Annotated in this window: 14 protein-coding genes and 1 tRNA gene; 6 read left to right on the top strand and 9 right to left on the bottom strand. The window is 36.1% G+C overall.

Translation table 11 applies throughout. The features are described 5' to 3' along the window. The first annotated feature begins 34 nt into the window (after positions 1–34). On the top strand, positions 35–868 hold the full coding sequence (locus tag IEW45_RS07295) for a GIN domain-containing protein (RefSeq protein ID WP_229665916.1): 834 nt from the start codon (positions 35–37) through the stop codon (positions 866–868). A 22-nt stretch (positions 869–890) separates the two neighbouring features. Here the strand turns inward: IEW45_RS07295 and IEW45_RS07300 are convergent, their stop codons facing one another. Continuing rightward, positions 891–1,637 carry a DUF434 domain-containing protein gene (locus IEW45_RS07300; RefSeq protein ID WP_188620577.1) on the bottom strand — a complete coding sequence of 249 codons (747 nt, stop codon included), beginning with the start codon at positions 1,635–1,637 and terminating at the stop codon, positions 891–893. 91 nt (positions 1,638–1,728) lie between these two features. Further along, positions 1,729–1,803, bottom strand: a tRNA-Pro gene (locus tag IEW45_RS07305). A 177-nt stretch (positions 1,804–1,980) separates the two neighbouring features. Between IEW45_RS07305 and trxB the strand changes: the two genes are divergently transcribed. Next, complete coding sequence (gene trxB / locus IEW45_RS07310; RefSeq protein WP_188620578.1) at positions 1,981–2,934, top strand: thioredoxin-disulfide reductase; 954 nt, start codon at positions 1,981–1,983, stop codon at positions 2,932–2,934. Positions 2,935–3,109: 175 nt separating this feature from the next. After that, positions 3,110–4,450: an APC family permease gene (locus IEW45_RS07315; RefSeq protein WP_188620579.1), complete on the top strand. Its 1,341-nt coding sequence runs from the start codon at positions 3,110–3,112 to the stop codon at positions 4,448–4,450. Positions 4,451–4,509: 59 nt separating this feature from the next. Here the strand turns inward: IEW45_RS07315 and IEW45_RS07320 are convergent, their stop codons facing one another. Continuing rightward, positions 4,510–8,820, bottom strand: a complete 4,311-nt coding sequence (locus IEW45_RS07320; protein ID WP_188620580.1) for a T9SS type B sorting domain-containing protein — start codon at positions 8,818–8,820, stop codon at positions 4,510–4,512. Positions 8,821–9,407: 587 nt separating this feature from the next. On the opposite strand from IEW45_RS07320, the gene IEW45_RS07325 reads away from it, so the two are divergent. Next, a complete protein-coding gene (locus IEW45_RS07325) occupies positions 9,408–9,809 on the top strand; it encodes a hypothetical protein (RefSeq protein WP_188620581.1) in 402 nt (133 codons plus the stop codon). A 50-nt stretch (positions 9,810–9,859) separates the two neighbouring features. Here IEW45_RS07325 and IEW45_RS07330 read toward each other — a convergent pair whose 3' ends face one another. From IEW45_RS07330 to dapF, 4 genes are all read right to left on the bottom strand, one after another. Continuing rightward, positions 9,860–10,504: a peptidoglycan-binding protein LysM gene (locus tag IEW45_RS07330; protein WP_188620582.1), complete on the bottom strand. Its 645-nt coding sequence runs from the start codon at positions 10,502–10,504 to the stop codon at positions 9,860–9,862. A gap of 267 nt (positions 10,505–10,771) precedes the next feature. Further along, a complete protein-coding gene (mltG, locus tag IEW45_RS07335; RefSeq protein ID WP_188620583.1) occupies positions 10,772–11,809 on the bottom strand; it encodes an endolytic transglycosylase MltG in 1,038 nt (345 codons plus the stop codon). A gap of 13 nt (positions 11,810–11,822) precedes the next feature. Then, positions 11,823–12,353, bottom strand: coding sequence for a GNAT family N-acetyltransferase (locus tag IEW45_RS07340; protein WP_188620584.1), 531 nt, complete (start codon positions 12,351–12,353; stop codon positions 11,823–11,825). After that, positions 12,347–13,132, bottom strand: coding sequence for a diaminopimelate epimerase (gene dapF / locus IEW45_RS07345; protein ID WP_188620585.1), 786 nt, complete (start codon positions 13,130–13,132; stop codon positions 12,347–12,349). Before dapF ends, IEW45_RS07340 begins: the two co-directional genes overlap by 7 nt. 121 nt (positions 13,133–13,253) lie before the next feature. Here dapF and IEW45_RS07350 point away from each other — a divergent pair, with 121 nt between their 5' ends. Further along, positions 13,254–14,648, top strand: coding sequence for a S1C family serine protease (locus IEW45_RS07350; RefSeq protein ID WP_188620586.1), 1,395 nt, complete (start codon positions 13,254–13,256; stop codon positions 14,646–14,648). A 159-nt stretch (positions 14,649–14,807) separates the two neighbouring features. Continuing rightward, positions 14,808–15,197 carry a hypothetical protein gene (locus tag IEW45_RS07355; RefSeq protein ID WP_188620587.1) on the top strand — a complete coding sequence of 130 codons (390 nt, stop codon included), beginning with the start codon at positions 14,808–14,810 and terminating at the stop codon, positions 15,195–15,197. 67 nt (positions 15,198–15,264) lie between these two features. Here IEW45_RS07355 and IEW45_RS07360 read toward each other — a convergent pair whose 3' ends face one another. Both IEW45_RS07360 and IEW45_RS07365 read right to left on the bottom strand, forming a co-directional pair. Continuing rightward, entirely contained in the window at positions 15,265–17,985 is a 2,721-nt protein-coding gene (locus IEW45_RS07360; RefSeq protein ID WP_188620588.1) for a T9SS type A sorting domain-containing protein, read from the bottom strand. Positions 17,986–18,109: 124 nt separating this feature from the next. Further along, entirely contained in the window at positions 18,110–18,934 is an 825-nt protein-coding gene (locus IEW45_RS07365) for a T9SS type A sorting domain-containing protein (RefSeq protein ID WP_188620589.1), read from the bottom strand. Between the last annotated feature and the right edge of the window lie 38 nt (positions 18,935–18,972).

Here is an 18,972-nt window from a genome sequence, read left to right on the forward strand (position 1 = left end):
TTTTTTTATATTTGCCGGTATAGAATATATGAAAATGATGAGAAACGTATTTATACTATTATTTACTGTACTTTCGGTAACTACTGCAACCGCACAAAAAAAAGACAAAATAAAAGGTTCTAAAACTATAGCGGTAACACAAAGAAAGCTGGATGAATTTAACAGCATTGAAGTTGAAGACAATATTGAAGTTTTCCTGGTAAAAGGAAATGAACAAAAGTTTGAAATTGAAGCAGATGACAACCTGCATGAATCTATAACTGCCGAAGTTCATGGAGGAAACCTGCGTATAACAACAAATAAAAAAATAACCCGTGCTAAAAAAATAAGTGTGCGTATTACTTATAATGATGCTCTTAAGAACATTGTTGCCAAGCACGAAACTACACTAAATGCACTAAAACCTTTAGAGCTTGACAGCATCAGTATTAAAAATCTTAACTACTCAAAATCATTCTTAAACATAAAAGTGAGAAGTTTTAAACTTGAAATGGACGATAAAGCTGAGGGAGAAATAAATGTAGAAGCTAGTAAAACTGAAATTATACTTAGTAAAAACGCTGAACTTGAAGCTTTGCTTGCCGTACCTGATGTTAAAATAGACATGTACCAGAGAGCTACTGCTACAATAGAGGGTGATGCTGCCGCAGCGCAAATACGTTTGGATAATAATGCTGAATTATTCGCTAAAAAATTTACTGTAAAAAACATGCAACTGCTTGCAGAGGGCTACAGTAAAAACCAAGTGAAAGTAAGCGAAAAACTAAGCTTTTCAGCTAACGGTAAATCAGAAACAGTATTACACGATATGCCTAAAATAGAAATAAGTGTTTTTGCCGATAATGCAGTATTAAAAAAAGAAGACTAAGCTACTTTAAGTTTATAAAATATTACGAAACCTCTGCAATAATTACATGCGGAGGTTTTTCATTTTTATACAACCTTTCAATAATATATTTACCTAAGTTAAACCATGCTTTGCAGTTATTAAGAATCCATGCATCAGAAGAAACTATAATACCTCCCTCCTCTACTAAAAATTTATCAGGTGCGTTATCCAGAATAACCTCCCAGTTAAACGAGTATTTTTCAGCCAGTTCGTAACAAAATACTTTTAACTTTCCGCTATTAGAAACAGGCGTATCAAAAACCCAAACTACTTTTGCTACTCCCAAAGCCTTTAGCTCCTCTCCTACCAACTTTAATACTTCTTCTGTTTGGTTTACTTTTCTGTAAGTACCATGTACTGAAGAAATATCCCGGTAACAACCATCAACACCCTTAAAAATATAGCCTTCAGAAAGCGCTGTTTCCAGTAGAATTAAAATATTAAAGCCATCAAGATAAAGTGTTTTACCACTCAACTCATCACTACCTAACTCCTTTTCCTGCCTTAATTTTAAATCATGTTCTCCGCAAGACATTCCTTGCAATGCTGATATTTGCCTGGTTTTAAGTCGGTATCGGTTACCTACAAGTGCCGCCGTAGCTTTCATAGGGTACTCCCTACTCAGCAAATAGTACATATCAACAACAGCTTCTTTTAATTTATGCTGCTGTTTATATGAACCAAATAACCCCTCATCTTCTGAGCTCTTACCTCTGTTCTTTCTTTTTTTGTTAGGAGAACTTTCCATTAATGTAATTGAATATTGCTATTATTTGAGAAGATAAAAATAGTGCAAAAAAAATAAGCTGAATATAGATTATCTATATTCAGCTTATTTGTCGGGGTGGCAGGATTCGAACCTGCGGCCTCCTGCTCCCAAAGCAGGCGCGATAACCGGGCTACGCTACACCCCGATTGAAATGATATTTTCTTATCATTAACGAGGGTGCAAATATAGCATTTATATTTTTACCTCCAAGCGATAATGATATTTTATTTACAGATAAACAAAAGTGATTTATTTAGGGTAGGTGTTTTTTAATTAATCGCTTACATTTGCATTTATCATAAAAATATTAGCGAATAAAATTATGTCTGATACAACTATAGAAAAATTAAAATGCCTTATCATAGGTTCAGGTCCTGCAGGGTATACTGCAGCTATATATGCAGCAAGAGCTGATATGAATCCCGTAATGTATACCGGTATGGAACCGGGCGGACAACTTACTACTACTACAGAGGTTGATAACTTCCCCGGTTATCCTGAAGGAATTGACGGTCCTACTATGATGGTACAGTTACAACAACAGGCTGAACGCTTTGGTACAAAAGTACGTATTGGTATGGCTACGGCTGTAGAGTTTAGCCATGACAAAGGCGGATGGCACAAAGTAACAATTGATAATAATACAGAGGTACATGCAAAAACTGTTATTATTGCTACAGGGGCAACGGCTAAATATTTAGGGCTACCTAGTGAGCAACGCCTAAGAGGTGGTGGTGTTTCTGCTTGTGCTGTGTGTGATGGTTTCTTCTATCGTGGGCAGGATGTAGCAATAGTTGGTGCAGGAGATACTGCTGCTGAGGAAGCTACTTACTTAGCTAACATTTGTAAAAATGTTACAATGCTGGTAAGAAAAGATTACATGAGAGCATCTAAAGCTATGCAGCACCGTGTTGAAAACACTCCGAATATTACAGTAATGTATAATACGGAAGTTGACGAAGTGTTGGGTGACCAAGTTGTTGAAGGACTTAGAATGGTTAATAACCAAACTAAAGAAAAAACAGATATAGCTATCACAGGATTATTTATAGCTATCGGTCACAAACCAAATACCGATATCTTTAAAGGGCAACTGGATATGGATGATGCAGGGTACCTTATTACTATGGGTAAAACTGCTAAAACTAACCTGCCGGGAGTATTTGCCTGCGGAGACGTTCAGGATAAAGAATACAGACAGGCTATTACCGCAGCAGGTTCAGGCTGTATGGCTGCCCTTGACGCTGAACGTTATTTAACTACACTTGAAGCTTAATTAGTTTTATATAAAATTGATTGTAAAAGCTGCTTTCTGTTTTCAGGAGCAGCTTTTTCTTTTTGGCATAGTTACTAAACTTTATGTTTTATTTAGCACAAGCGCTTTAGCTAATAATTTCTATTCTAGGCATTATATCTTAATTTTGTAAGTAGAATACTAATTATTACAAACCATGTCCCAACAAAAACTAAGCTCACACAGAAAAAGAAATAAATCCTTAGGATTACTTGAACTGATAGCTATAGCACTGGGAGGTATGGTTGGTGGCGGTATATTTACCATACTGGGTGTTTCGGTTGCTATGGTAGGCAACATAACACCTGTTGCCATTATTACCGGAGGTATACTGGCTGCTATGGCAGCATACTCCTATGTAAAGCTGGGATTATATTATAAAGATGAAGGTGCTACGTATGCTTTTTTTAAACGCACTTATCCTAAATCGCCATTTTCCGCATCAGTAATTGGGTGGTTTGTAATATTTGGGTACATAAGTACTTTAGCTTTATATGCCTATACTTTTTCTTCTTACGCTATTAGTAGTACCGATTTTGCTGATAATATATGGATACGTAAAGGAATTGCAATAGCTGTAATAGGAGTTTTTACGGGTATAAACCTGTGGAGTGTAAACGGAATGGGGAAACTGGAAGATATAATGGTGTATACCAAACTGGTAATACTTACCATAATATCAGTGGTATTAATAAACAGTGGCGATACCAGTTTTGGTACTTTTTTAAGTAACATGGCTCAGGATGCTGAAAGCGCTAAAGTAATGGATGTGCTTATTGTAGCTTCTATAACATTTGTAGCTTATGAAGGCTTTCAGCTTGTAATAAATGCTGTAAACGAAATGTCTAACCCCCAAAAGAACATACCCAGAGCTATATATAGTGCCATAACACTGGCTATTATTATATATGTAATAATTGCTATAGGAGCTTTGTTTGCCATACCTACAAAAGATATTATTGAAAATAAAGAATTTGCTCTGGCAGCAGGCGCCGGCGATGTGTTAGGCTCTTTAGGTTCTAACATTGTTATTGCAGGTGCATTATTAGCTACCAGTAGTGCCATAAGCGGAACTGTATTTGGTTCGTCACGTCAGTTGGCTGCTATTGCCGAAGATGGTTTCTTTCCTAAATTATTGGCTAAAAGAAAAAATAAAGTGCCGCAAAATGCCACTATAGGAATGGCAGCGGTGGCCTGCGTACTTATTTTAATAGGTGGTTTACAGCTAATTCTTGAATTTGGTAGTGTCACCTTTTTATTAGTATCGCTACTTATGGCTTTTGCCAATTTTAAAATAAGAAAAGAAACGAAATCATCTTCTTTTTTAACTATTAGTGCTATTACAGGGCTAATAGTAGGCGGTGTCCTTATTTTATACTACGAACTTACTAATAATTGGAAACAAATGGCTGCTATAATAGCCTTATACCTTTTACTGGCAGCAGGAGCATACTTTTATGCTAAAAAGCATAAAAAACAAATTGACGATACCAATTAAATAAAAAAGGCTCTTTAATAATTAAAGAGCCTTTTTTAGAAAACTAACCATGAAGAAATTTAACGTATTAATGAGAAATGAGCCTTAAACTCTTTTCTGGTACCGTCTGAAGAGTTGTAGTCTACTGTAAACCAATAATCAGTTGCCGGTAATATTTCTCCGTTAAAAGTACCATCCCAGCCTATGGTGTTAGGGTTTACATATCCTACAACTTTTCCGTAACGGTCATATATATATATATGGATGTCTGTCATTTGCGAGAGTCCTTTTATGTACCAATAGTCGTGCTCTCCATCTCCGTTAGGACTAAAATACCTTGGGTAATTTAAAGCAAACACTGTGGTAGTTACAGAACCACAACCATTTAAGTCTTTTACTGTTACGGTATATTCTCCTTCTCTAATACCCGTAAAAGTAGGCTCTTGCTGGAACTCTCCATTATTCAATTGATATACATAATCTCCTGCTCCGCCTACTACTTCAATAAAAATAGATTGAAGATAGCTAAAGTCCTCTCCTACCTCAACTCTAATTTCAGGTTGAGAAGAAATAGTAACCTGTGCAGCCTCTGTACCTGTACAGCCTGTTGCCAAGTTGGTAACATCTACAGTATATTCTCCCGGTTCTGTTACGGTTATATATCCTTGTTGTTCATCATCTATCTCTGTACCTCCTTTATACCATACAAAAGCGTAGTCTGCAGAAGAGAAGCCCGTATTAAGTTCAATACTGCCATACTCTCCTGTTTCTAAATCCATACATAAAACAGCATCGTCAAACTCAACTCTTGGTGCTCCTACTGCCCATACAGAAAACTCTTCTGTAGTAGGGCATTCATCAGGATTTTGTACTGTATAATACACAATTAAATTACCCGATGAAAGTACTGTTAACTGACCTGTTTCATCTATAGTACCTAAGTTTTCATTATTAACTGACCATGTCCCGTCTGCTACTGTACTTTCATACTGTACTATATCATTTTCACAAACCTGATCGGGTCCTGAAACAACGCCCGCATCTGATGCTACAGGTGGTGCATCAACTGTTACATCTACGCTTTCTGTACAACCATAACTATTTCTTATAATTACGGTATAATCTCCGGGTATTACGTTAGTGAATACAGGACTAGGCTGAAAGTATATAGTATTAATACTGTATGTAAATGCATCCCCTACAGGGTCATCTATTGTTATCATCCCTCTCGTTTCACCACACTCTGGGTTCTCTACAGAAACTGTAGGTGTTCCTATTAATTCAGGAGCATCTTGTATTGTAAGGGGTAAAGAAGTTTTTGTACAACCTGCCGAATTCTGAACAGTTACTGTATATGTTGTTCCCGGTGTAAGTCCTTCAAAAAGTGTTTCAGGCTGGTAGTTTACACCATCTACACTATAAGTATAATCAGTACCCAAAGGTGAATTAATCATAATTCCGCCTGTTTGCACATCACAAGTAGGTTGTATAGCAGTTATAACAGGTCTTGGTGGTATGGGTAACCCGGGAGTGATTGAAATAGGGTTTGTTACTGATATACACCCTGCTGTATTTTGAACAGTTATTGTATATGTATCAGGTACTAAATCTGTAAAAACAGGACTCAACTGGAAATTGACTCCATCAATGCTATAATGCAGCCCCGAACCTACAGGACTATTTATAACAAATGTTCCATATTCACTGTCACATCCCGGTTGTGTAACGGTAACATCTGCAACAGCAGGCGCATCAGGTGCAGGGTATACTGTTATTGATGAAGATGAAATACATCCGTCAGGATTTTTAGTCAATATTGTATATGTAGCCGGGTTAAGACCGGTAAATAATGTCCCGGTTTGGAATACAGCTCCATCAATACTATAGCTATATCCCGAACCTAACGGGCTGTTTACTGATATTGTTCCTGTTCCTGTAAAACAATCAGGCTGAGAAGCTGAAAGTTGTGGTGCAGGAGCTTGGTCGAAAGGAGCATTTACTGTATATGAGCCTGTCGAAGTATTAGAACAGCCATATACATTCATTACTGTTACAGTATAATTGCCTTGTGCCAGACCTTCAAATACATTTCCTGACTGATAGTTAATACCATCAACACTATATTGTAATCCTGCTCCCGTTGGTGCGTTTACTGTTAGCACACCTGCCGGTAAGTTACAATCAGGTTGTGTAACTGTAGCGGTAGGTGGTACTGGTGTAGGCGGTTGTGGATTTACTGTAATATCCAGTGTGTTAATGCACCCGTCAGTATTTTGAACACTTATAGTATAACTCCCTGATATTACATTATTAAATACAGGCGATACCTGATAGTCTATACCGTTTATACTGTACATATACTCTGTCCCTACAGGTGCCGTTACCGTAATATCAGCAGTAGGTGTATCACAATCTGGCTGAACAATAGTTACATCCGGTATAGCTGGCACATCTAAAGTATCATCAATTACGATAGAATCATAAGTTGTTTCACAGCCTTCTGTATTCATTACATATAACGTATAAGTCCCTGACACTACTCCCGAAAATTGAGCAGTTGTTTGGTAATTTGTTCCATCAAGGCTATATGTATACGCTACTCCTACCGGGCTGTTTATTGTTACTGTGCCTGTTGTAGTATCACAATCAGGCTGTATTAAAGTAACATCCGGTGTTATGGGAACTGCATTTATTGTTATCGGTACAGTACTACTGCCTTGCGATGTACACACATTAGCAGGAACATTATACACAACGTTATAATCTCCCGGTGCGCTTGTAACAGGATCTATTTCTCCTGTAGCAGCATCAATTGTAAGTCCTGTTTCTGCACTGTAGGTTCCTCCTGTTGTATAGTCTGCAACGTGGTTAGGCTGTACCGTTCCTCCATCAGTACAAACTGCTACGGGAAGTGTAAAATCGGTAACAGCATTTCCCGGTAAACTAACCGTTACTGTTATAGATGCAGGCACACTTTCGCAAAAGTTAGGTGCTATCTGGCTTACATAATATGTAGTTGTACCTAAAGTTGAGGTATCAGGGACAGGAGGAGCACCATCAAACCAGTTTAATGTATTACCCGGTAATGCTTCTGCTGTTAATGCCTGCGCTGTTTCCCCCTGACAGTATGTAATATCACTTACTACAGGTGCAGGTACTTCATCCCCCATAAAACTAATTTCAAGGGTGCTTATACAATATTGTGTAACCCAATCATAATAATATGTTCCTTCTTCTCCGAAGTCTGAAATTGTTGTGGTATTACTTGAAGCATCAGCAATAGTAGTTGCGGAAGGGTTATCACCGTGCGCTACCCAAGTACCTGTACCTGCGGCTTCTATATTTGCTACCAGTTCACCACACTGCATATAGTAGGGGTTAGGCGAAAGGATACCATTATTTGCCGTAAAAGTAATAGCATCAAGATAGTTCCCTACACTTGCGCCTCCCACACTGGAAACGGACTGAAAAATAAACCTTGTTACTGTTTGCCCGGCAGGAACTTCATATTCTCCTGTATTGTAACTCCATGCTGTATTACTTGTAGATACAACATCTACTACTTCATAAGGTCCTCCCGGAGGTCCTGCCATTAGTTGACAGGTATCTGTACCCTGTCTTCCTCTGTGAGCAAAACCATAAGAAAAGACCGTTACCTCAGGAGTTTCATAATCCTGATAAACACCTGAAACAAGGTTAGCATTTAATTCTATAAACTGATTTCCGCTATAGGCAGGTACATTTTCATAATTAGGAACCGGCCAAAACTCCATCATTTGGTCAGTAGCTGTTGTTCTCCAGCCCTGCACTACATTATGATTTAAAAATATAGGATAATTAGGATTAGCAGGTGGTGGCGGGTTTTCAAAATCATAATTAACTGTGGTTATTATACAGTCCGACTGATTACTACCTGTTGGTGGCGGGGGTGTAGTTACACAAACTGAAAAGGTATTGCTAAGTACAGGATTAATAACTACGTTAAAGTAAAGCCTTAATTTATAAGTTTCCCCAACCGTAAGCGATGTTGCCAGTATTACATTGTTATAACTGCAATATATCTGAGTCATAGAAGCGCAATCATTACCTTCATATAAAGCCATGACTACAGGCTGCGGACTGGTACCTACAAAGTTAGAAAGTGCAATAGTATGCGAATCAGAAGTCGCTGTAAACTGATACCATATATCAGGGCTTAAGCTCCCTGCGCAGGTATTGCCCTCCGGCGAAATAGTAGCATTATTAAATACAGCAGTTGATGTTGCTGTACAGTTTTCGCCACTGTTTACTGTAAGTGTTGTAGCATTTCCGCAATTATCGTTAGGTGGTGCTGCGAAAATAAATGACGAAGATAACAGTAATATTAACAGAATAGGTAAATTTCTTATCATTAGTTAGGTATTTTCTATAAATTTATGTTAATAAATAAACTATACAAAACAAAAACACCTGAGATAACAAACACCCTACGCTAAGTTATATTTCTCACATAAAAACAAAAAAAGTAGTTTTTTTAAAACAAAAAATTAAAATAATTTTATACAGATTTTGATTTAGCTAAAAAGAAAAAAACTAGCTTTCCATGTCAGAAAGAAAATACGTATTAAATTTAGTGTTAATTAAAGTTTCTCCCTGTTTAATGTATGCTAATATTATGTGTATAAGAAATTAAAGTTATATTATTTTAGCTATTTTTTAATGGTAAAAAATGTAAGTAATTTTAGCCATTAAATTTAACAGGTTATTTGTTGTAGATATGGTGCTTAAAATTTATTAAAATAAATTCTTGCAATCGTAATTATTTAATTCTTAGATAATAAATAAGTAATAGGCAGCATAACGTGATAATAGCATAATATTTTTTTTATTAAAAGTAATTACGTTAAAAACGCAAAAATAATACGTTTGAGAATACAATATTTTTATAGTAACTTTACTGAATTAACAAAACATTAATTACTATTAAACACAACTGGGGATGAACTATATACCGGAAATTATAATTGCAGCTTTACTAGTGACCGGTATTCTAATCTATTACTTAAACGGTCACGCATATAAGAAACAAAAAGTTAGATTTCTTGCAAAATATCGTCGTGCAAGGATTAAGTCACTACATTTTCAAGATGCTCTTAGCGCTTATATACTTAGAAATAACGCTAAAAATGAAGTTTTTGTAGAAGGTTTAACCTATGGAGAGTTTTTAAAACAATTGCAAAAACACCACTCTCTTTACCTTTCTGAAAAAAGGTACAAAAAGCTCAGACGCTCGCCTTTAATTATAGGTAAGGATATTAAAGCAATTGAAAAGCAAGAGGCAAGACTTTCGGAAACGGAAAAAAAGATAGCCACTATAAAAGAACAAAAAAGCTCTGCATAAGCAGAGCTTTTTATTTAATTATTAATATAAGTTTAGCTTATTTTCTAAGTTTAACTTATTTTCGGAAAACGATTTGCCTCAATACATGAAGTGTCATACCCTCCGAACTTTTTAATGTAGCTTTTTAGCGAAGTACCAAAACCATCACGAAAACCGCTTTGACCGTTACTCCTTAAAAATTTCTTTACAGAACCGGCTCCTGCTAAATGCGCTGCAGCCAATATACCGGATTCGGTAACTTTAATTCCGCCTACAACCTTACCGTCGTATTTTTTAATCTCTTTCCTAAGCTCCCACTTATTTATAGAAAGTAACGCTTTAAACGCCTTTTCCTGTAGCTCAGGATTATTTAAGAACTCATTGTTATCATGTATACCTACTGCGCGTAATGCACTTTTACCAAATTGGTATTTACCCATATACCCAAAAGGGTTTATTAATTTGTACAAACCTTGCGATTCTCTTACCGCTATGGCTTGTTTAAAACCTACGTAAGTTTTACCGGTATAAGGAATTCTTACTTTAGGTTTCCCATCTGTAATCTTTGGCAGCTCATAATTAAGTACTTCTCCTTCTTGTAAATAGAAATCATTTAACTTGCCAAAGTCTCCAGTTTTGTTTGTTTTAAATCCAGAATTTAAAAGAGCAATAGTTATTAGAGCTAAGCCTAAAAAATACTTCCATTTTTTTATCATAAAATTTAATTTCTCACCGTCTGTCACCCATGTGAAATTTTCAGGGCGCAAAAGTACGAAAAAAAAATAAAACTGATTTACAGCAAGTTAGCTTTTATTTTACACTTAACATAAATGAAACTTTAAATAATAAGGATAAAAATAGCTGTAAAGCATAATAAAATAAGCAGGTAACAAGATTTTTCTTATTCTTGAAAAATGACAAAATTTAACATTTAAACCTTTATGATTTTATGTTTTTTTTTAACAAAAACAGGCTTAAAATAATTATTTTATATTGTTCTTGTTTACCCAAGCGATATACTTCCTTCTGTTAGCAGCATGCTGTGAAGCGGTAACTGCAAATTCATGGTAACCTATATTGGTAACACTTGCACAAAAGAATATATAATTATGTTTTTCAGCATTTAAAACAGCATCAATTGCCGAAATATCAGGCATTGCAATAGGTCCGGGAGGTATGCCCTCATACATATAGGTATTGTATGGCGAATCAACTTCAAGATGTTTAAAATACACTCTTTTAATCACTTGATTAAAATCACCTGTCTGCCTTTTTACTGCATAAATAACAGTAGGGTCTGCCTCCAGCTTCATGCCTTTATTTAACCGATTAATGTAAACACCTGCTACACGTGGGCGCTCATCAGCTTTTACTGTTTCTTTATGCACAATCGCTGCAAGAGAAATCACCTCAAGCGGAGTTAGCCCTAAAGCTGCTGCTTTTGCTTTTCGGTCTTCATTCCAAAACTTTCTGTATTCACGAGCCATTCGCTCAGTTAGCTTATAAGCAGAAACATCCCAAAAGAACTCATAGGTATTTGGTACTAAAATACTTAACACATTATCTTTATTAAGCTCATGGTCACGCAAAAACTCTTTATCGGTAAAAGCTTGGAGTAAAGCTAAACTATCAGGCTCTACCTGCTGTGCAATTCTGCCTACAGCATCGGCAAGGGTTTCCTGATTATTAAACGACACTCTTACAGGCACAGGCTGACGTAATGCATTAACAATTTCATTACTATTCATCCCTTTGGTTAAAACAAACTTTCCTGCTCTTACATTATCACTATATGCTTTTTTATTAGCGACCATGTCAAAACGTTCCATATCCTTAATGTAAGGACGTATACTATCCTGAACTTGCTCGTAACTGGCATTGGTAGGTAAATAAACCGCTACTTTATTTTGAGAAAAAGTAGTATTTGCAGAAAAAATGCTTTTATAAATACTGTACCCATATATTGAACCACCAATAACTACTACCAGTGTTATTAATGCTATAATTCTTCTAAGTTTCACCGTTGTATTATTTCTATTGTTGTTTTATTATCTGATATAAGGCTTCATCTGCAAAGCCGTTATATTTTTTTATCCAATCTTTCTTTACACCTATACATTTAAAACCGAAACCGGTAAACAAGACTATACTTGGCTGATTATCGGTACTAATGTTGGCATATAGCTGATGTAACTGTAATCTTTTAAAAGCATACTCTATCAATAAGCCTAAAGACTCCTTTCCTATTCCCTGAGAACGATTTTCTTCATCACTTATTATTATACCGACACCTGCACGCTGGTTAACAGGATCAAAGTCAAAAAGGTCTATTAACCCTATTGCTTCAAAACTGTCCTTTTTGCAAATAGCTAAACGTAACTGTTTAGCCTCAAAGATATCCTGATGGGCATTTTCAAGATATTGCCTAATTAAAAACCGACTGTAAGGCGTTATAGTATTGCTTACCTCCCAAATATTTTCATCATTTTCTATTTTGTATAGAAATGCTAAATCATCCGGCTCTAAAGCGCGTAAATATATATTTTCACCCTGTAGGTTTACCATGTTATCTCTCCTTTAAAAACAAATGTTGCCGGACCTGTTAGATATACTGAGGTAAAATTAGTATCACTATTCTGAATAAATGATACTTTAAGTTCTCCTCCCTGTGTTACTAACGTAACAGTGTTTGATTGTGTTTTACCTGTTACCTTCATAGCTATTGCAACAGCCGTAACGCCTGTACCACATGATAATGTTTCATCTTCCACCCCGCGTTCATAAGTACGAACTGAAAACTTGTCAGTTTCAAGCTGTTCCACAAAGTTGATGTTAGCACCTGCTTTACCGTACAAGTCGCTATAACGGATTGCTGCACCCGCTGCCTTTACATCAATATCAGCGATATTTTCTACCGTAGTAACATGGTGCGGAGAGCCTGTATCAAGAAAAGTATAATCATCTTTCATTGTTACCTCATCTACATCCTTCATGTGTAATGATACAATTCCGTTTTCATCAATCGTAGCTTCATGCTCTCCGTCAATTGCTATAAAGCGGGCTTTGTTTTGTATAATACCCAACTGTTTTGCAAAAGCAACTAAACATCTCCCTCCGTTTCCGCACATAGAGCTTTCATTTCCGTCGGCATTAAAATAAATCATACGAAAATCGGCATTCTCATCGTTCTCTAGTAATATCAAGCCATCGGCACCTATACCAAATTTACGATCGCAAAGCGTATTGATTAGTTTGGTATCATTTTTGGAAAAGGTATTATCACGATTATCTATCATAACAAAATCGTTACCGGTACCTTGATATTTATAAAATTTATGATGCATATTATAAAGAGATATTAAGCTAAAGTACAAATATAATGTTCGAACAAACATTATAGTTATTTAAACTGAAAATAACTTAAATTTTTAATACAAACTATTAACTAAATACTGTTTTACAATTATGAAAAAAATTTCAGGCTTATTAATGGTAGCTGTTTTAAGTAGTGCTACTACGCTTGGAGCTTATAAACTGGTATTTGATGAAGATGCAAACAATCCCTCTGTTATATCAGTAGCTCCCTCTCAGGAAAGTTACACAAAAAATGTTGCCCTTGCCACTGCTGAAGATGTAGATTTTACTACAGCAGCAGACCAAGCTGTGCATAGCGTGGTACACGTTAAAAATGTTTCCTATTCTACTGCACCACGTAACCCATTAATGGAGTATTTTTATGGCTACCGTGGCGGACAGCAACAAGCACAAGTTGGTACAGGTTCAGGGGTTATTATTACCGAAGACGGTTATATAGTAACTAACAACCACGTAATACAAAATGCTTCGGAGCTGGAAGTAACACTTAACAATAATAAATCATATAAGGCACAACTGGTAGGAACAGATTCTAAAATGGACATCGCACTACTAAAGGTTGATACTGATGAAAAGTTACCTTATGCTGTTTTTGGAAACTCTGACGATTTAAAAGTTGGCGAATGGGTACTGGCTGTTGGTAATCCTTACAACCTTACCTCAACAGTAACAGCAGGTATTGTTTCGGCAAAAGCCCGAAACCTTAGTAAAGATGGTTTACAATCATTCATCCAAACTGATGCTGCTGTAAACCCGGGTAACAGCGGGGGTGCATTAGTTAACACTCTCGGGGAGCTTATTGGTATTAATACCATGATATCATCTAACACCGGCTCTTATGTTGGGTATTCTTTTGCTGTACCGTCTAACATAGCTCGTAAAATTATAGAGGATATTATGGAGTATGGTAATGTGCAACGCGGCGTACTGGGTGTACAAGGCGGTGAACTTAACAGCCATGTTTCGGAAGAGTTAGGCATAAACAAAACACAGGGCTTTTATGTAAACGGTGTTACCGAAGGAAGCGGTGCTGAAAAAGCCGGAATTAAGCAGGGTGATGTTATTACAGAAATAGACAATAAGCCTATTTATGGTTTTGCTGACCTTAATGCTTCAATAGTTACGAAACGACCTAATGATGTGGTACAGGTAGGTATTGAGCGAAACGGTGAAAAACTTACTCTTCCTGTAAAACTATCTAAAAGAGAAATATACAGCTATAGTGGTCTTGACCTTGAAAACTTAAGCAAAGCTGAAAAGAAAAACTTAAAGCTGGATTATGGTGTAAGAATTAAAAATATTACCGATGAACGTTTTATGCCTTATTATGATGAACTGAAAGGTGGAATAATTTTAAGTATTGATAATGTGAAGGCTAAGGATATTGAAACAGTATCAGACATACTTTCTAACAAGCGCCCTAACGAAAAATCACGAGTAGAAATGCTTACTAAAAAAGGAGAACTGGTTAGGTTCTATATATAAAAAAGTTTTTTGCCTGTTTATAATGCCCTCATGCTATTAATAAAAAGCGTGAGGGTATTTTTATTTGGTTTATATAACCGCAACTTTATGGTAACATTGGGGTAAATACGTCACCTAACAGTTTTATTACATTTGGCGAAAAACCTGTTTTTCATAAAAATGAAAAAAAAAGCTGCACGTAAACTGGAATCTTTTCTGCATTTTCTAACTGCTACATTACTACTAATAAAGGGAATTGATGAAATAGTAAGAAAATTATACTTTCCTGGTTCTATTATAATAGGATTGGCATTAACCGTTTTAGTAATTAACTTTTTTTGGCGTTTTTTAAAAATAACTCCCAAACAAGCCCGAACAGTTTGCTGGTATATAGAAACCCCTGCTTTAATAGTGACTTCATATATGCTGCATTTAGAGAAAAAAGAATTTATGCCTCATATATTTCTTTTAGCTGCTGTAATATACCCTGTAATGGGGTTTGTATCTTCTAAAAAGTTTAAAAAGATGAGGAAAGCAGCAAAGAAGAAGAGAAAAATGCAAAACTTATAAAACCAAAATATTTATAAATAAAAAAGGGAGGCAAATGCCTCCCTTTTTATTGTGTTAAAACAAACACTTATTCCTTAACAACTTTTATTGTTGTAGTGGTAGCACCCGAAACAACCTTAACTATATAGTTACCGGCTGCCAGTTGCGACATATCAAGTTTCACTTCATTTTGGTTACCTGATTGTTCTATTACTTTCTGTCCAAGTAAGCTATATACCTGTACAGCATCTATAGTATTTTGGTAAGAAAGAGTAAGAACATCTTTTACAGGGTTAGGGTGATATGTAAAGTTTGTTTTATCAAATCCATCAGCATTTAATACTATACTAACAGTAACTGCAAACGGCTCACTTTCGCAATCATCAATAGTTTGCGTAGCATAATAAGTACCACTTTCATCTATTACAGTAGATGGATCTAAATCATTTTCACCATTTACAGCATCTTCTTCAGTAGCATACCATGTTACTTCTCCTGTAGCTGTTATCTCTATATCCGATACAGAAATTACTTGCTCAAACTCCTGTGTAGTTTCTCCTGTTGGTGCAGCAACTATATTTATAGCAACTGTAACAGCAACTCTAGTACTTTCACAATCACCATCTGTAGCAGCAACATAATACGTTGTACCATCTACAAGTACTGTTTCTTCCGCTAGCATATTACCTTCAGTTTCGGCATCATACCATACTAAGCCACTTCCATCAGCATCAAGGTCTTCCACCATTGCATTATTACAGAAATCCTGGTTAGCATCAGCAGTTGGCGCATCTATAACAGGAACTTCATTAATAGTTATACCACTTGTTGTACTTGTACAGCCATCAACATTATTAACTGTAACTTCGTATGTACCCGGAAGTAAATCTGCAAACATAGCCGATTCTTGATAGTTAACCCCATCAATACTATATTCATATTCTGCTCCCACTGGTGCTGTAACCTCTATAGAACCATATGGGTTGTTACAGGCAGGTTGTATTACAGTAACGGTTGCTACTTCAGGAGCTTCAGGAGCTTCATCTATATTTGCTTCTACTGCTACAGATTCACAACCATCTACAGATGCATATACTTGATATGTGCCTGCTGTAACTCCTTCAAATACGGGAGATACCTGGAAGTTTTCTCCATCAATACTATATTCATATTCTGTTCCCAGTGGTGCTGTAATTTCTATTGTACCTGTTGGCTCTGCACACGTTGGCTGTAACAATTGTACTGTAGGGGTTTCAACTGTATGTATATAAACAGTTACCGCTGTACGAACTTCACTTTCACAACCTCCTTCAGGTGTTATTGAAGCATAATAAACAGTATCATCTGTTAGCATTGCAGAACCTTCAATAGGTTCTCCTCCTGTTTCTGTTTCATACCATTGTATAGTATCTCCTTCTTCACTATCTGCAGCTAATTCTTGAATTGATGCTTCTAAACAGAAGTTTTGTTCTGCTGCTGCCGTTGGTGCCTCTGTAGTACATGCAGTAATATTTATTAAATAATCTTCTGCCTGCCCGTACCCTATACCATCGTCACTGGAACATGGGTCTGTAGAATATTCATCAAAAAGTTTTAATATTCTCATTTGTGTTACGCCCTCCATAGCTGTTACGGGTATTTGTATTTCTGTTACAGCCTGTTGTCCGTCTTCACCATCTGAATTTTCAACAGAACCTGCTTCAAAAGCTTCTCCTTCATCATCAAAAACTCCATTTTGGTTAAAATCTATATATAACATAAATGGTGTTTCATACTCTCCTGCTGTATTACCCTCTAGTGTTAAGGTATAGGTGCCTCCTCTTAAAACTTCTGCAGGGGTTAAATCAGTAAAGTTCTCTACTCCCGGCGAACCATCAATCTCTGCTGAAGACTGATTATCTATACCAGCAAAATTTACAGATGTTATAGGCTCCACACTATCAAATTCAATATCACAATAGCACGGCATGCCTGTACTTGTAACTAAAATAGGTGTACTTGTTACAGATTCTCCACCGTTTGTACACGTAATAATTGCCTGATACCATGTATCTTCTTCTTGTATTACTGAATAAGTGTTAGTGTTTCCTCCTTCTGCAACATCTGTAAAATCAACCCCGTTTGAAGAGGTTTGCCATTGATATTCAACTGCATTCAAATAAAGAGTGGAAAGAGATAAAACTACTTCTTCAGTATTACATGACACATCTGTTGAAGATACAGTATCCGAAGCATCAGGTGTTCCGTTACATTCCGGTGCTTCTGTAAGTGACACTTCATCAAGATACACAAAGAAATCACCTGAAAGATCACCTAATTGAGGCTCTATACCTATGTAAATTTCTTCACCGGCAGTAGGTGCAAAGTCAACTGTCCATGTTGCACACGAAGAAGATTCAGTGTGATTTTCAGTATCAATCAGCCCTATTTGAGTAAAGGGTCCTTCAGCTGTAGGTGCATAATAAATACCTATATACCCCCAGTTATTTTCATTTAAAGTTGGATCTGTTGGGGTATCGCTGGTATACTCTACTACCTTATAGTCAAATGACAAAGTCAATGTTTCTCCTGCTGAAGTACCTAAAGAAGGTGAGAGTATATTAGCGTAATCGACAGAATAATAAATGTTAGTGCGTAAAGCCCCGTCTCCTTCACAGGGAGCAACATCTGTTTCTCCAAAAAGGTAAAGACCCCATCCGTGGTCAGCATCGTCAAAACTTTCAGAATAATTGATTTGTGAAATACCTTTAGTAGTAAAGGCAAAGAAAATAACAAAACAACACAATAATGAGTGTAAATTTTTTTTCATAATTATTTTTAATTGGTTAGATGGGTAAATTTAAGTTTTTACAACAACTAAATCTATAAAAACAATTATTATAACTAAACTTTAACTAAATATTAACTATTTGAAATTTACATTTATCTATCAATCACTCCTTCATTACACTAATAATTTTTAATTCATTGTCGGCTACAATATGTAAAACATATTGCCCTTTTTCTAAACCGGACATATCTAATTGTGTTAAGGTACCTGAAGGAAAAGGCACTTCCACTTCCTGCCCGTAAGGGTCATATAAAGTAACATCTGTAACAAATGCATCATCAAAGTTTATATTAAGGTAATCATCAACAGGAGTTGGATAGACCAGCATTTCATCTTTTTCCAATAAAGGATCTATAGTAATAGTATCCTGCAAAGCACTTATATTATCTATGTATAAATAATAACTGGACTGTAAATCAGTTCCTGCATCTGCTACAATTCGCAAATAAACAGGTTTGTTTACAGGAGGCATAAATTCTATTACCCTTGTAGCACAGTTTACAGAAGCGGTATGGTTTACAGGTTCTACAACATCTACTGTTTTCCAGGGGCCGTTTCGTGTTTCTCCATATTGAATAAAAAAGTAGCCCCAGTCATTACCATCTACAGCAACATAAGGCAAATCTGGGTCATAAACCAAAAGTTTATAATCATACGTTAGGGTTAATAGCTCCCCGTTAGAAACACCTATACTTTCAGAAACCGTTTCAGCAGGCACTGTAGTACCTAAATCATTAACAGGATTAGCTCTAAAAGCATATCCGCCATTACAAACAGCTATATCAGTAATTTGAAAGTCAAGATTTGTCCACGCTGTACCTTCCACAGGGAAATCCTCATAATAGTCTATTTGTGCATGTGCTATAGTGCTGCACATTAGTATAAAGACAGTAATTGTAAAGCAGAACCTTTGTATAGTTAATATCATAATTTTATATTTTGGTATTTAATTCTACTAAAGTTACA

It is taken from the genome of Flavobacterium suaedae, assembly GCF_014642915.1.
GTDB classification, from domain to species: Bacteria; Bacteroidota; Bacteroidia; order Flavobacteriales; family Flavobacteriaceae; genus Flavobacterium; species Flavobacterium suaedae.

Excerpts from the sequence above, each read along its gene's own strand:
- IEW45_RS07325 (WP_188620581.1), top strand. The coding sequence starts at position 9,408 with ATGAACTATATACCGGAAATTATAATTGCAGCTTTACTAGTGACCGGT.
- IEW45_RS07350 (WP_188620586.1), top strand. The coding sequence starts at position 13,254 with ATGAAAAAAATTTCAGGCTTATTAATGGTAGCTGTTTTAAGTAGTGCT.
- IEW45_RS07340 (WP_188620584.1), bottom strand. The coding sequence starts at position 12,353 with ATGGTAAACCTACAGGGTGAAAATATATATTTACGCGCTTTAGAGCCG.
- IEW45_RS07295 (WP_229665916.1), top strand. The coding sequence starts at position 35 with ATGATGAGAAACGTATTTATACTATTATTTACTGTACTTTCGGTAACT.
- IEW45_RS07330 (WP_188620582.1), bottom strand. The coding sequence starts at position 10,504 with ATGATAAAAAAATGGAAGTATTTTTTAGGCTTAGCTCTAATAACTATT.
- IEW45_RS07360 (WP_188620588.1), bottom strand. The coding sequence starts at position 17,985 with ATGAAAAAAAATTTACACTCATTATTGTGTTGTTTTGTTATTTTCTTT.
- trxB (WP_188620578.1), top strand. The coding sequence starts at position 1,981 with ATGTCTGATACAACTATAGAAAAATTAAAATGCCTTATCATAGGTTCA.
- IEW45_RS07300 (WP_188620577.1), bottom strand. The coding sequence starts at position 1,637 with ATGGAAAGTTCTCCTAACAAAAAAAGAAAGAACAGAGGTAAGAGCTCA.
- IEW45_RS07365 (WP_188620589.1), bottom strand. The coding sequence starts at position 18,934 with ATGATATTAACTATACAAAGGTTCTGCTTTACAATTACTGTCTTTATA.
- IEW45_RS07355 (WP_188620587.1), top strand. The coding sequence starts at position 14,808 with ATGAAAAAAAAAGCTGCACGTAAACTGGAATCTTTTCTGCATTTTCTA.
- IEW45_RS07315 (WP_188620579.1), top strand. The coding sequence starts at position 3,110 with ATGTCCCAACAAAAACTAAGCTCACACAGAAAAAGAAATAAATCCTTA.
- IEW45_RS07320 (WP_188620580.1), bottom strand. The coding sequence starts at position 8,820 with ATGATAAGAAATTTACCTATTCTGTTAATATTACTGTTATCTTCGTCA.
- dapF (WP_188620585.1), bottom strand. The coding sequence starts at position 13,132 with ATGCATCATAAATTTTATAAATATCAAGGTACCGGTAACGATTTTGTT.